The organism is Robertkochia solimangrovi, assembly GCF_007279655.1.
GTDB lineage: Bacteria > Bacteroidota > Bacteroidia > Flavobacteriales > Flavobacteriaceae > Robertkochia > Robertkochia solimangrovi.
The window spans coordinates 1-14,663 of sequence record NZ_QKWN01000018.1 but is presented as its reverse complement, the minus strand read 5'-3'; the positions used below and the strand labels follow the sequence as shown (position 1 = coordinate 14,663).

General features: G+C 39.8%; 14 protein-coding genes. 8 read left to right on the top strand and 6 right to left on the bottom strand.

Going from position 1 to position 14,663, the window contains the following annotated elements; translation table 11 throughout:
* Nucleotides 1–187: 187 nt before the first annotated feature.
* The 4 genes from DMZ48_RS18345 (at nt 188) to DMZ48_RS18330 (ending at nt 3,061) form a co-directional block, all read left to right on the top strand.
* On the top strand, nt 188–685 hold the full coding sequence (locus DMZ48_RS18345; RefSeq protein WP_143956635.1) for a nicotinate-nucleotide adenylyltransferase: 498 nt from the start codon (nt 188–190) through the stop codon (nt 683–685).
* A gap of 114 nt (nt 686–799) precedes the next feature.
* Complete coding sequence (locus tag DMZ48_RS18340; protein WP_143956634.1) at nt 800–1,699, top strand: universal stress protein; 900 nt, start codon at nt 800–802, stop codon at nt 1,697–1,699.
* Nucleotides 1,700–1,733: 34 nt separating this feature from the next.
* The gene (locus DMZ48_RS18335; RefSeq protein WP_143956633.1) at nt 1,734–2,381 is read left to right on the top strand and encodes a dienelactone hydrolase family protein; all 648 of its coding nucleotides are present in this window, start codon (nt 1,734–1,736) and stop codon (nt 2,379–2,381) included.
* A gap of 11 nt (nt 2,382–2,392) precedes the next feature.
* Nucleotides 2,393–3,061, top strand: coding sequence for a phosphoribosyltransferase (locus DMZ48_RS18330; protein ID WP_242009253.1), 669 nt, complete (start codon nt 2,393–2,395; stop codon nt 3,059–3,061).
* A 134-nt stretch (nt 3,062–3,195) separates the two neighbouring features.
* On the opposite strand, the gene DMZ48_RS18325 is transcribed toward DMZ48_RS18330, so the two are convergent.
* The 4 genes from DMZ48_RS18325 to DMZ48_RS18310 are packed head-to-tail and all read right to left on the bottom strand — an operon-like array spanning nt 3,196 to nt 7,006.
* Nucleotides 3,196–4,533 carry an erythromycin esterase family protein gene (locus DMZ48_RS18325; protein WP_199288026.1) on the bottom strand — a complete coding sequence of 446 codons (1,338 nt, stop codon included), beginning with the start codon at nt 4,531–4,533 and terminating at the stop codon, nt 3,196–3,198.
* Between the two features lie 29 nt (nt 4,534–4,562).
* Nucleotides 4,563–5,540 (bottom strand): ATP-dependent 6-phosphofructokinase, encoded by a 978-nt coding sequence (locus DMZ48_RS18320; RefSeq protein WP_143956631.1) that lies wholly within the window; start codon nt 5,538–5,540, stop codon nt 4,563–4,565.
* A gap of 48 nt (nt 5,541–5,588) precedes the next feature.
* Nucleotides 5,589–5,843, bottom strand: coding sequence for a hypothetical protein (locus tag DMZ48_RS18315; RefSeq protein ID WP_143956630.1), 255 nt, complete (start codon nt 5,841–5,843; stop codon nt 5,589–5,591).
* A gap of 11 nt (nt 5,844–5,854) precedes the next feature.
* On the bottom strand, nt 5,855–7,006 hold the full coding sequence (locus DMZ48_RS18310) for a baeRF7 domain-containing protein (protein WP_143956629.1): 1,152 nt from the start codon (nt 7,004–7,006) through the stop codon (nt 5,855–5,857).
* A gap of 505 nt (nt 7,007–7,511) precedes the next feature.
* Between DMZ48_RS18310 and DMZ48_RS18305 the strand changes: the two genes are divergently transcribed.
* Together DMZ48_RS18305 and DMZ48_RS18300 are read left to right on the top strand one after the other, a co-directional pair.
* Nucleotides 7,512–8,345, top strand: a complete 834-nt coding sequence (locus DMZ48_RS18305) for a universal stress protein (RefSeq protein ID WP_162558760.1) — start codon at nt 7,512–7,514, stop codon at nt 8,343–8,345.
* Nucleotides 8,346–8,570: 225 nt separating this feature from the next.
* Nucleotides 8,571–9,032, top strand: coding sequence for a hypothetical protein (locus DMZ48_RS18300; RefSeq protein WP_143956627.1), 462 nt, complete (start codon nt 8,571–8,573; stop codon nt 9,030–9,032).
* 242 nt (nt 9,033–9,274) lie between these two features.
* On the opposite strand, the gene DMZ48_RS18295 is transcribed toward DMZ48_RS18300, so the two are convergent.
* On the bottom strand, nt 9,275–10,303 hold the full coding sequence (locus DMZ48_RS18295) for a phosphoglyceromutase (protein WP_143956626.1): 1,029 nt from the start codon (nt 10,301–10,303) through the stop codon (nt 9,275–9,277).
* Nucleotides 10,304–10,608: 305 nt separating this feature from the next.
* Between DMZ48_RS18295 and DMZ48_RS18290 the strand changes: the two genes are divergently transcribed.
* Both DMZ48_RS18290 and DMZ48_RS18285 read left to right on the top strand, forming a co-directional pair.
* Nucleotides 10,609–11,073: a GNAT family N-acetyltransferase gene (locus tag DMZ48_RS18290; protein ID WP_143956625.1), complete on the top strand. Its 465-nt coding sequence runs from the start codon at nt 10,609–10,611 to the stop codon at nt 11,071–11,073.
* Nucleotides 11,074–11,206: 133 nt separating this feature from the next.
* Complete coding sequence (locus tag DMZ48_RS18285; protein ID WP_143956624.1) at nt 11,207–12,958, top strand: serine hydrolase; 1,752 nt, start codon at nt 11,207–11,209, stop codon at nt 12,956–12,958.
* Nucleotides 12,959–13,226: 268 nt separating this feature from the next.
* On the opposite strand, the gene DMZ48_RS18280 is transcribed toward DMZ48_RS18285, so the two are convergent.
* Nucleotides 13,227–14,294 (bottom strand): glycoside hydrolase family 43 protein, encoded by a 1,068-nt coding sequence (locus DMZ48_RS18280; RefSeq protein WP_242009252.1) that lies wholly within the window; start codon nt 14,292–14,294, stop codon nt 13,227–13,229.
* Nucleotides 14,295–14,663 lie beyond the last annotated feature (369 nt).

Genomic DNA, 14,663 nt, shown 5'->3' with positions numbered 1-14,663 from the left:
CAGCGTCTTTTAAAATTACGCCATAATATTTTTTAATAAAAGTCTCTCTATCACAAAGATGGATGCGTTTTAAAAATTCAATCGTAAAGGTATCCAGGGTAATAGTAATTGATTAAAATCATTTCAGTATTAACCGTAATTATCGAAATTCAATCGATAAAGTAATAACCTTTTAATTTTCAATGTCATGAAAAAAATATTGTTAGGTTTGATGATTCTGGGATTAACCATCCCCCTCAGCGCACAGGTTGTTAAACTGTCTGAGGTTGTTGTTAGTGCAGCCAATTATAAATACATGCAGAGTGTAGGTTATGAAGCTGCCGTGCCTGTTCAACTTCTCGAAGAAAAGGTAGCCACTTTTGATCTGAAGAATTCTGAACTATACAGTGATGAATATGACACCTACACCATCTCCTTCTATATCCCTGAAGGCAAGATCGTTGCGCTTTACGATAACGAAGGAAATGTTTTAAGAACTATAGAAAGGTTCGAGAACATTGCAATTCCAACCACTGTAAAAAATGCTATCGATCAACGTTTTCCCGGATGGGAGGTCAAAAAAGATGTTTATAAGGTTACGTATAACGATGCCAAAAACAGAAGCACAAAGTTTTATAAAGTAAAACTGGAGAACGGCGATCAACTGATCCGGATAAAAATCGATGATGAAGGGAACTTTCTGTAACGATGTGCTAAAACGAGAACACTTACAGTGATCGGACTTTTTTAATCCTATTTCCAAGAGTCCGATCACTTCCGGCTATTTTATTAAAATACCATGATAACCTAAAAACAACGAATGATGAAAAGAATATTGATATTGACAGATTTTTCAAAGAATGCATGGGATGCAAGTTGTTATGCCTCTGAAGCTTTTGCCTTTGAGGAAACTGAATTTTATCTACTGCATGTGTTAAAACCTCTTGAATATGAATCTGTCCCAATGATCGGACTTAAAATCGATTCCTACATACCAGATCCTGACAAGGAAAAAAAGGCAAAGGTGGAGCTCATGAAGCTCATTCACAGGTTGAACCAGTACAAAAATCCCAAACATGAATTTGAACCACTTTTACGTACCGGATTTATAATTGATGTCATTAAAGAAGCGGTAAAAACTAATCATATCGATATGATCATCCTTGGTACCAAAGGTGCTAAAAGGATACTAAATATCTATTTTGGAAGTACCGCTTTAAAAATTTTGGATTCAACATTTACATGTCCGGTACTTGCCATTCCTGAGCATTGGGAATATAAGGGCATCCGGGAAGTAGTAATGCCAACAGATTTTTGTGATCCTGTCCGGGAAGAAAACATTTATCCCCTATTGGAATTGTTAAAAGATTTCCATTGTCATGTAAGGCTATTACATGTTCAAGACCAAAAAAAGGAACTTAATGAAGACCAGTTATACTGTAGAAGACGTATTTCTTCAGCTCTTAATGGGATTCCACATCAATTTCATACTCTGGTAAATTTTGACGAAGCGAATGGAATTGGATGTTTTGCCCAAAGCCATAATGCAGACCTGATCGTTTTTGTGTATAAAAAGCATTCATTTATTGAATCCATTGCTCATAAATCAACCCTTAAAGGGGTTAGTTATCGCACAGCTATTCCGATCATGGTCTTGCACCAAAATACGAAAGTTCTGAAACCTAAAAAGGATGCTGTCACCAGAGAGCGTGTGTCCTGAAAAGAACATCCAATAACCTTAATAATAAACACAGATGAAAACACAAACAGTCACCGATTTAAATATTCCGGTTGATGATGTAATCCTTAAAGGGGTTTTGGCGATTCCTGATAATCCGGTCGGACTGGTAATTTTTTCTCATGGTAGTGGAAGTAGTCGTTTAAGCCCACGAAACAATTATGTGGCAAGATCGTTGAACGATCAGGGTTTCGCTACCTTACTTTTTGACCTGTTGACAGAGGAAGAAGACAAATTTTACAGCAACCGATTCGATATTCCTTTACTTTCTAAACGCCTGAAGGATACTACCCGATGGATACGATCACAAAAAGATATCGCGAGATTACCGATAGGATATTTCGGAGCAAGTACCGGAGCGGCTTCCGCCCTTAATGCGGCCGCTAACAGCGACCTGAAATTAAAGGCAATCGTTTCCAGAGGGGGCAGGCCTGACCTTGCAGATGATCTAAAATTAGCCTCGGTACCGGCTCCGGTATTATTGATCGTAGGGGGATGGGATCAGGAAGTGATCGCCTTAAATCGATCGGTACTGCCTAAGTTTGGCGGGTATTCAAAATTAGAAATTGTGCCGGAAGCGTCACACCTTTTTCAGGAATCGGGAAAACTGGAGATCGTTACACAACTATGTATTGCATGGTTTCAAAAATATCTGATAATCTAAAATTTATAATTATGTTCACTGACAGAAAAGATGCCGGAAAAAAATTGGCGCGGAAACTTAAATATTATAAAGGTTCGGATGCTGTAATACTCGCAATACCAAGGGGTGGTCTTCCGATAGGAGCTGCAATTGCTGAACTACTCCATCTGCCTTTGGATGTGGTATTATCAAAAAAGATCGGACATCCTTTAAATAAGGAATTTGCCATCGGAGCAGTTAGTCTCAACAGCACTGTTTTGGGAGCGGAAGCAGGACAAATACCTTCCTCCTATATCGATGAAGAGACCCGTAAAATCCATAGGGATCTGCAGAAAAAAATGGAAATGTACTATCAGGGAAATACTCCTGTAAATCTGAAAGGTAAAACGCTGATAGTAACCGACGACGGTATTGCTACAGGCAATACGATCCTGGCGACTGTAGCATTGCTTGCCCGGGAAGATCCCGATAAAATTATTATAGCTGTACCAGTCTCATCCGTTTCTGCTCAAAAAAAAATTAGCCAATCGCCTTATGTAGACCAGATGATCTCCTTAATCACTCCCTACAACTTTAACGCAGTTGGCTCCTATTATCACAATTTTTTACCCGTTTCAGATTCAGAAGCGATCAGACTATTACAAACATTCAGCAATCCTAACAAGAATAACACCACCAAAACCGACCGTGCTATACCCTGAACCAGGGTCACACTGAACTATAAGATATATCGAACTCCTGAATTCCGGTGTATCTTTTTCCAAACTATAAATTCACCGACATTCATACCTCATGATTTCGAAAGGTGGAACCAAAACTGCACAACGAGGGTAAATCAAAATCCCCAGGGAAATGTTTCCGGCATCTGATGACCATCAGGTTTTATATGGACGGGATGTAAGGCTTCGGTACTATCAATATGAATAAAAGCATCATACCGATAAGGAATTATACTAGGCACATAATTACCATAATGCTCTCTGTCATTATTATAGACTACCCCAATAGCACGGTGATCTATGGGATGTTCAAACAATGGATCATCTTTCCATCGATCGGTGGCAAAAGCAACGTTTTTGCCATCACCCGCAGCATGTAGTATATCTTCCCAACTCGCATCTCTGGCTTTAGGAACCTTCATAATTCTCATTACATCTCCCCAGTGATGTCCGGCAACCACAGTGCCTTCATAAGTACCAAATCCAATCTTAACGACATCGTCCCGAGCGTGAGATCCTGAAAGAAGTTCCCCTACATTTACCATTCCATGTGCACTCATCTCTGTTGCTCTGGCATCGCCGATATGGGTATTGTGTTCCCAAATAATCGCTTTAGCTTTATTTCCGTGAAAATTCATCAACCGTTCCAATGTAGTAACCATATGCCGGTCGCGGATATTCCATGACTCCGGCCCTCCACCGATCATTGTCCGATAGTAATTTTCGGCATTAACTGCCACAAGCGCATTTTGCTCGGCATTGAAAACTGATTCAGGATCAGTATTAAAGGTGGTGATCTTACGACGGATCTCAGTCAAGAGATCGATAACTTCGCGTTGACAGGTTTTAGGTACGAGTCTTCGGGTAGCCCTTGCATAATCAGAACCCTCAAAACCAAAAGGCTCAAAACATGAAATGGCCTCTTTTGCCTTATCAAAAGCGGTGATATCATATTTTTCCAAATAGTTCAGAATAGCTTCCAGTGATTCTCCCAGACTATATACATCCAGACCATAGAAACCAACTTTCAACGATTGTGAATTTCTTTCATTATAGACTCTTAACCAATTCATCAACCCAATGATTTCCCAATTCGCCCACATCCAGGTTGGCCATCTTCTGAAATCATGTATAACATCATAGGCATTCTCACCGGTATCTGAATAATTCTTAACAAATCTGTTGATACGATAACAATCCGGCCAATCGCCTTCAACACCGATAAAAGAAAATCCTTTTTCCCTGATCAAACGTTGGGAAAGCAACGCTCTCCACACATAAAATTCATGGGTTCCATGAGTAGCCTCTCCCAGCAGAACATATCGGGCATTCCCTATACGGTTCATAATTCCATCCAGATCAGACATACTCTTAAGTTCTACAGCCTGTTCCTTTACTTTGGCAATGACCTGACTTTGCCACAATCTTTTATATTTTCCAACATCGGTGAGCATACACTATATTTTTGAGTTCGAAAGATGATTCAAACCTGAAATGTCAATATTTCAATAGCCTTAACATCATTATCATCAAGTTTCATATTTCTTTTATGAATTTGTGAAAAAGGGATTAAACGAGGACTTCCTTCATACATCCCCACCATGGCATTCCCTTGTGTTTTCAAAAGTGTCTCTACTGCAAAAATTCCAAACCTTGTGGCCAGTATTCTATCAAACGCAGTAGGTTTCCCTCCTCTTTGAATATGTCCTAGAATTGTAACCCGAATATTACGATCAGGCAATAATTGACTCAAGTCTTCCTTCAATCGCATCGCACCTCCACCTTCATCACCTTCGGCAACAACGATAATAAGGGCACGGTCTGTATTATAATGTTCCGATAAACTTTGTTGGAGGCATTCCATATCCATGGAAGTTTCGGGAATTAAAATACCTTCTGCACCTGTTGCCAAGCCACTACCATAAGCGATATAGCCGGCATCCCTTCCCATGACTTCCACTAAAAATATACGATTATGAGACTCAGCGGTATCTCTGATCCTGTCGATTGCATCTACTGCTGTATTCAGTGCAGTATCAAATCCTATGGAATATTCGGTTCCTTCAAGATCATTATCGATCGTTTTAGGAATCCCTATTACTTTTAAACTCTTGTATTCTTCAGCAAGAACTTTAGCACCTTCCATAGTTCCGTCACCACCGATAATTATAAGTTGATGTATATCCAGTTTTTTCAATTGCTCATAGGCTTCAAAACGACCTTGTCGGGTTTGAAAATGTTCACTGCGGGAAGTCCGCAGAATCGTCCCTCCCATGGGAATGATTCCATGTACATCTTTCAAACGCAGTGGATATATCTCTCCTGAGATCAATCCGTTAAATCCGTCCCTGACCCCAAATACCTTGAGACCGTAAAAAACTGAAGATTTAACCACGGCATGGATACATGCATTAAGTCCGGGAGCATCACCGCCGGAAGTTATTATGGCCAGGTTTTCCATTATTATTAATTTTCTGAAACCGATCTGAAAATGTTTCCCCCTTCAAAATCATGAATCATATTTATCCTGATCAAAAAAGTCACTTTCAAAATAATCATCTTCATAAATTGGTTCAATGGTATGATTTAACAATTCTCCCCTACTATTGAACTCCAAACTATGTATGGAATTATCCTTAAAAAGTTTAACCTTGAATACCTCACCTCCTCTTACTTTTGCGGAAGGAATCTGTAAATTCTGCAAATATGCTTCTCTGTAATGGGTCCGGATATAATCGCGGGCCTTTTCCGGTAACCGTTTCATAATGTTCCTATTTAGTATCGTAATATTGCATTCCAGCTTGCATAGTTGGCTGGCATATCCTCTTTTTTCAACACATAGACTTCTCCTCCTTGTTTGAAAACCTCAATAGCCGCCATATTGGTCAGGTCTGCACTACCCCGATCAAAATGAGCGAGCTTTCTCAATCTGCCATTCTGAGGATCGTAAATCCCCCAGCATTCGATACCTTCCTCGATAAACAAGGTCTCTACTTTTCCTTCAAAAATGGCTTCCAGAATCGAATCTACTTCAACAGTAGTCTTATCCGTATTCACAAGGTCACGAAATCTTGCTGTTTTCTCAGAAATTTGCTTTTTAGTGACCTCCATCCTCTCGTCAATTTGTTCCTTCAAATCGGAAATCCTGGAAGAAGAAGGATGAATAGTAAGCTTGATCTCAGAAAGATTAGGATAGGTGTTCACCTTTCGATAAATAGGAAGAAGATGATCCAATCCGGCAATGATCAGGGGATGACCACTTTCATAAAGCAACGCTGCAATACCCTTATCAATTGCTTTGAAAAATTTTTCAATTTCAATCTTTCTATCTTCCCTGCCTTCTCCATATCCATGAGAAATACCTCTTTCATAATTTCCTTGTATACTTTTGAACTCCAGGTGTTTCTCCTTATAATCAGCTCCTGTAACATCCTCAATATGCTCAGGAATAAGGTCTTCGATCGCAATTTCAATGATGTCAGATTCCTTTATTTCATACAAGTGAACATCATCCAGTTCCAGTGTTACTATGAAATATTCCTTATTCTCCGTCAACCGACCGATCAGTGGTTTCAGAAAGAATGTGTTGCTTACATAAGAAAAGATCTCCGGCATATAAGAGAGTCGGTAAGCCCTAAAAAAGTCATCACACCCAAAAATCACGATCCCTTCCGATGGATCTCTCCAAAATTCCTGATCCTTCATAAGGTCATTAAATGGTTGCAGCCGTTCTTTGATCTCGGTATCTTTCAGGGCCCTTTTTGATAGTTCTTCGGAAAGCTCCTTTATCTGATTCTTTAAAAGAATACTATTCTTTTGTTCCAGAAGTTCTGTACGTGAAACCTGAGTAGGCAGATATACCGTTATACAAGACGATCCATGTACCTCTGTCAATTTCATCAATTCATTTCTATTCATTGCTTCCATGAAAATCGTATTTAAAAAATTATCCAACATCGTAATCCTGCCAAATCTTTTAGCCATCTATGTACTGTTATTTCCGGATCGACAGGAGGATTTGGCCTGACAGTTTAAAGAACGTTCACCTATAAAAATAGAAGAATGTAAACCATAGCGAAATGATATATATCTGTTGCGATAAAACATTTAACCTTGAATTCAAATTTTGAAACCCTAAGAATTGAGCAATATCATTGATGGATCTGCAAGAGGATCGTAACTTATTTGATTCTGCATTTTTGAAAATGATCGCATTCAAGTTTGCTCCAATACTACTGCATTCAAATTATAAGGTACTTATGACATTTTACAGGACCGACTGAATTCAAATTTTTCAATCATTTATAATCTATTATTCATGCTTACCCCAATCGGAGTCATTTGGTCTGTACTATTGAGCAAAATCATTTTATTCCAAATTTGTCGGGAGTAACTTTAAGAAATTGGAATGTTGAATAAAATTGAATTAGTCATGAAACGGATATTAGTACCCACCGATTTTTCGCAGAATGCTTGGAATGCCCTGCAATATGCGACACAGGTATTTGAACATGAAGAATGTACATTTTTCATTCTGAATGTATTCAGCGTGAGTTATGCCTCGGCAAATCTCATGGTACCGGAACCCGGTATCACAGCCTATGACATCTCTTACGAAAAAAGTCAGATTGAAATTCAGACCCTGGTCAACCGCCCGGAGCTCAGGAATCCCAGACATACTTTTGAAGGTATTTCAAAGATTAATTTTCTGTATGAGGAGATTCATCACCTTACCGAAGAAAAAGGTATCGATATGATTGTCATGGGCACCCGAGGTATCAAGAGCTCCAGTAAATTCGGTATTGGCAGTAACACGTATACCATCATGGAAAAAATTACGGATTGCCCGATACTTGCAGTACCTGAAAATTGTGAATTCCATGGCTTTAAAGAAATACTCTTTCCTACCTCCTTCGATATTGCTTATAAATCGAATGAGATAAGTCCGTTTATAAGTTTCATCAAGGATTTCACCTCCACGGTACGCATTCTTAATATCAGAGAAGAAGATAACTTAACCCTGCAACAGGAAGACCACCGTAAAAAACTTGAAGAGGACCTGACAGGTTTGGAATACACCTTTCATACACTCACCGGTATAGACCCTGCGATGGGGATCAAGTGTTTTTCGCAGAGTCGCAATATAGATCTTATCGCGCTGATCAGCAGGAAACATAATATCTTCTATAAACTGATGAACCGAAACATTCTGAAGGATATCAATTATGAGATCACCATTCCCTTATTGGTCATGCATCATCAATAGTACCGACTTGAAATTGTAATGCAAAATATATGAACCCATTCGCGAAACAGGTAAAAGATAGCCCTAACGACATATACAGATCCATATCCGCATGTTAAATTACAACGGATAATCCATGCAAATACAAAAGTATTGCCAAATTAAAACATAATAACGTAACTTACTGAAATAAAACTATTTACAATGAAAATAATTTTTAATTAATAGCATCAAATACTTCCGATCATGAAAAAAATTTTAATTGTATTTCTTGTCGTTTGCTCCACACAAATCATGTATTCACAATCTGATGAGTTGGAACTCTTTAAATCTGCCTACCAGGTGGAAAAAAAGGCTTTGCTCACTGACTTTATTATGCTGGATGAAGTTTCTTCCGCTTCTTTTTGGAAAACTTATAACGAATACCAAATGTCACTTTCCGAATTAGGAGATCGCCGGATCAAACTGCTAAAGAACTATTTAGAATCATATGATTCTATGACCGATACTCAAATTGATGCCTATATCAAAGAAACCTTTGCCATCAGAAAGAAACGGGAAAGTCTGCAATCTTCCTATTACAAAAAATTTAAAAAGAGCCACGGAACGAAAATAGCTGCCCAGTTCATTCAATTCGAAAGACTCATCCAGACACAAATCGACCGGGAACTCTATGAAAATTTCCCTTTGATCGGAGAGCGATTTTAAAGGTAAGCCCGAATAGAAAAAATGAACCCGCGAAGAGAAAACGGAGCCCCCCAAAAAAACCTGAGCCCGCGAAGAACACTTCCACCACAGGTCACTATAGCATTTGTGGCTAAAGGCCACAAATAGCGACGACACTCGACGCCGCCGAAGGCAGGAGTCCCGATTGCTATCGGGAGACACTCCCCCTTCGCCGCAGGCCAAAGGCGGGATCGTCACTTCCAGTGCGCCAGCAGACGAAAACCCTATTCAAAATACCCCAAAACCTGAGGTGCGATCATCGTTGGATACAATTGCTCATTCTCCCCTTCCCCGGTTGCTTTCACACCTTTTCCAAATCTTATCAACCAGGTTTGTCCTGCACCTTTAACATCGCTCCCATGACCGCGCCAATCCTTTAAGGGTTGTGTTCCCCGACCATGGTCGGTCGTAATGATAAAGACTGTATTATCGCGATAAAAAGGATCATTTTGTGTGTATTCCCATAAGGCTTTGATAAAACCATCGGTAAGTTGTGCTGATTTAAGGTAAGAATCGTATTCTCCGTCGTGTGCAAAATCATCGGTCTCACCATAAGAAATATAGGTCAGTAACGGATGGTGTTTTTTCATGTATTCCAAGGCGAAATAATGGGTAAAAGCATCTAACCGTACCCCGCCCCATGGCCCAGGAATCTCCTCCTCCAGGGTATTCAAAAGTTCTTCTCTTGCGGTGAGATCAGTCCCCTCGGCCTTTCTAAATCCGGCATTTACCGGAATACCACTTCGTACATCATTGATGATATAAGGAAAGACATCCCAGCTTCCAAATGCTGCAACCTTACCTTTATATGCGTCTTTATTGTTGACCTTTTCGAGAACGGTTACATTAGGATTATAGATTTTATCATTACTGTGAATGTTTTGGTCATCTGCTTTTCCGGTAAGGATCTCGTTATATCCCGGATAAGAGAACCACATTTTATTGGTAAGATCCACAGTACTCCCTTTCAGGCGGTTGCCATGAATCTCTCCGTTCTCTTTTACAAAACTCCAAATGAATGGGAAAAGTGTTGCTCTTCTCGCCTCCGGACTCTCCTGCCAAAACGCAGTTTTTAATCTTTCGGGATCATCCACGTACTCCTTATTTCCGATCAATTCAGGATCGGCACCTGTGAACAATTCCTGCCAGCGTAAACCATCCAGAGTTATTAGAATGACTTTGGTTTCCTGGTGCTGTGCATTTGCCAGGAAATAACTGATAAATATTACTGAGAAAAAAAACAGACGTTTCATGGAATATAATTATAGGATGAAGATATGAATTTCCACCGGATCAGATGACGCATCGGCTTACTGAGGTAATAATAAATAACGTAATGTTTACATTGATCTGATCAGATTTAAGACTTCTTAAAAAAATTCAGGATATGATGGTCTTCGACTGAATATATTCCCTTAAATTATAATCCAATATCGTATCAGTATTAAATAAAATCATTAATCATCATTGTCAGAGACAAAAACATTTTTTGATTCTTTGGTTCCTTGCTGCGTTGTACTAAATAGCTTCGAAAGCCACTCAAAACAACTATTGTTCTATGATCATTCGAAAAGGCACACCTGAAGATCTGAAGGAATTACAGCATCTGTATATCAATTCGATACGGGAGATTTGTAAAAATGACTATTCCCCGAAACAGATCGAGGTCTGGGTTTCAGGGATAAAGAACCTGAAACGCTGGAACGCTATGTTAACCGATCAATATGTATTGGTCGCACAATCCGAAAATACTATCACAGGTTTTTGTACGCTCGATAAGGGAAATTATATCGACTTTTTCTATGTCCATAAAGAATTTCAACGCCGGGGTATCGCTCAAACCTTGTACAATGCGATCGAAAAAGTTGCCCGCGAAAAATATCAATCCGAAATAACCTCCGATGTCAGTAAAACCGCAAGACCCTTCTTTGAAAAAATGGGATTTTCCGTTTTGAAGGAGCAAGTCATCATTCGGGATGATGTACTACTAACGAATTTCAAAATGATTAAAAATTTGAATTAAAAAGAAACAGACACGGCAAAAAACCTCCCAAAAACCCTGTAAAACAAGGCAATGACATAAACATGACATCTATATGTCGGGGTAAAGGCAGGGACTTAGGTATACCTTTGTTTCAACATTAAAATCAAATGTCATGAAAAATCAATCCATCGCAGAAAGACTAAAATATCAACGTAAGATCAAAGGGTATTCCCAGGAAGAACTCTCACATAAAACAAACGTTACCGTACGAACTATTCAACGAATAGAGAATGCCGAAGTCAATCCGCATCTGAATACTATAAAACTATTGGCTGCGGCTCTCGATATAGAAGTGAACGAATTGCTACCCCTTGAAAATCCTAAAGAAGAAACCATCAAGAAAAAATGGCTGTTATTGATGCATGCCACTCCGCTACTCGGACTCTTCATTCCCTTATGCAATGTACTCATTCCCCTATTTCTTTGGATTCATAAAAGAGAAGACAACCCCATATATGATCGACACGGAGCAAAAGTGATCAATTTCCAGATCACTGCTTTATTACTGGCTGTACTCTCCTTTATATGTCTACTGACCATTGAAAAATGGGGTTTTATCATCTTTATCGCTACCGTACCGCTCTGTGTTGGCATCGTTATTTTCAACATAATCTATGTCTTAAAAAAGGAAAAATGCTATTACCCCCTATCTATACCTTTCATTAGACCCAAGCAGGGTACTTCAACTCCTGTGTTACTGGTATTGATGGCTATACTTCTTTGCACGCAATGTACAACTGTAAAGGGTCAGTCGGTTACCAGAATCGACGGAAGTAGTGTACAGAATGATTCACTGACAGAACAGATCGATGCTTTGGTCAGGGAAGCAAAGGTTCATGGACTTGCTGTAGCCATCTTTAATGATCGGGAACCTGTTTATACCTATATCAGCGGATATAAAGATTATCCAAACAGATTACCCCTTACCGACTCCACGAATATATATGGGGCTTCACTGAGCAAGGCGGTCTTTGGAGTACTGGTGATGAAATTGGTAGAGGAAAATGTGATCGACCTGGATACACCACTGGAATCCTACCTTCCAAAAAAGATCTATGAATATGAACCTGAGACTCGATGGCATGATGATTATTCCGATCTGAAGTCGGATAGCCTCTATCACGGAATTACCGCACGGATGTGTCTTGATCATACAACTGGATTTGCTAACTGGAGATTTATAGACCCCTCTAAAAAACTAAAGGTCAAAGGGGTTCCCGGAGAAAAATACAGCTACAGCGGTGAAGGATTCGTCTATTTGCAGGTTGTTTTGGAAAAAATCACAGGAAAAGGACTCGAAGAATTAGCTCAGGAATACCTGTTTAAACCTTTAGGAATGAAGCATTCCTCCTTCGAATGGCAACCTGAATTCGATAATGACTTTGCCTATGGTCATAAAAAGAACGGGGATACCATGATCAAGGATAAGGATAATGAGCCCAGAGCTGCCAGTACGCTTGAAACCACCTTTCATGATTATATACTGTTCATGACCGCGGTATTGAATCAAAAGATCATCAGTAAAAGTTCCTATAATGAAATGTTCACCCCGCAGATCAAAATACATTCACTAACCCAATTCAACGAAGGAGCTTCAAAAACCACCGACAAATATGAGGATATCAAGCTGAGCTACGGACTCGGCTGGGGGTATATGGAAACTCCCTATGGAAAAGGCGATTTCAAAGGTGGACATGGTAGTGGATTTCAGCATTACTCCATCGTATTTCCCGAATCCGGCAAAGGGGTTTTAGTGATGAGTAATTCTGAGAATGCAGAGAGTATCTATAAAAACTTGCTTGAAATAACTATTGCCGATAAATACATGCCCTGGGAATGGCTCAACTATATTCCCTATAAATAGCTTGAGAGGTGTTACCCTATTCTGGTAAGCAGTCGCACGATGATTCCTGAGTGACATCTTGTATTCATCACAGCAATCAAAAGGTTGACCTGCTTCATTTATCTTAACTAAAAGCGTGATCTAATGATCACGCTTTTAGTTAGTGCTATTATTTCTTTTACTATTTTCTGCTCACGATTATAGGTATATAAACACTATTGTATTAACGATATGATATAAACGAAATGATTTTAGCCGAGCCTGCGAAGCCTTCCCAAATCGGAGGCTCTTACATATCGTTATCGTCCTTATCCTGTCCAAAAACAGGGAATCCATTTTCATCCCATTCTATGGCCCTGGCACGGGTATTCCGATTAGGATCATGTAGTGGTTCACCGTCAATATCCTTATAGTCTCTGGCATGATAGATCATGATATCGCGCTTTCCGTCTTCGGAAACTGTAAAACTGTTATGTCCCGGTCCGAACCTTTTCAAGCTGTCGTTGGTTGCGAAGACAGGTTCAGGTAGCTTTGTCCAGGAAGCAGCATCCAGCAGATCGGCGTCCTGATCCGCATAAAGCAATCCCATGGCATAATTGGCATCGGTAGCACTGGCAGAGAAGGTCACGAAGATCTTGCCATTTCTGATCAATACGGAAGGCCCTTCATTTACGTTATGTCCTATTCGTTCCCAATCCAGCGTAGGTTCTGCGATTAGTGTCTGTGTTGTATCAATGTGCGTAGGATCGATCATTTTAGCGATATAGAGGTTGGAATTGCCCCCTTTTTCTGCCCATATCAGGTATCGTTGTTTGTTATGAACAAACGTAGTGGCATCTAGTGCAAATTCATCTCGATTAGTTTCGATTTGTCCTTCTTCCTTCCATTCTCCGGTTGTAGGATCTGCTGAGGCATTCGAAAGTACCCATATTCTTATCTTCCATACATCTTCAGCCGGTGCTGCAGCAAAATATACATACCACACACCATCTATCTTATGTAGTTCCGGTGCCCAGATATGACTTCCCATAGCACCGGATTCATGTTTATTCCAGATCACTTTAGCCGTAGCATCACTTATTCCATTAATCGTCGAAGATTTACGAATTTCAATTCGGTCATATTCAGGAGCCGTAGCGATGAAATAGTACATCCCATCCCCGGCTTTGGTAACGAAAGGATCGGCTCGTTGCAGCACAAGGGGATTATTGAAATTCTCCTTTTCTAAGAACTTTGCTTCCTCCTGCACTTCCGAATTCTGCTCTGTTTTTGGGGCCTCATTACAACCGGTGAAAAAAGCGGTTAGCATGGCCGCAGTAAAAAATATTTTAAAAATGCCTTTGTTATAAACTCTCATATGCGTAAAAAATACGGGTTAGATATTACTGCATGCAATATACTTCCCATTTCAAAAACACGAAGGCATCGAAAATAAAAATTTTAATACAACAGGCGATTTAAATGTGGGAATAGCATTATTTGGACATAGGTTCATTTAGCATATTTTCATTATCCGTCTGCACTTTTGCGAAGCATAAATGATGAGGATCTTCCTCCGTCAAGGAAAAAAAGGCAATGCGTCAGCGAGCCGTAAAGTCACTCAAGGGAGTTTTGCGCCAGCAAAACAATCTGTATCCATGATATGGCAATGCGCCAGCGAGCCGTAAAGTCACTCAAGGGAGTCTTGCGCCAGCAAAACAATCTGAATCCATGATAGGGCAATGCG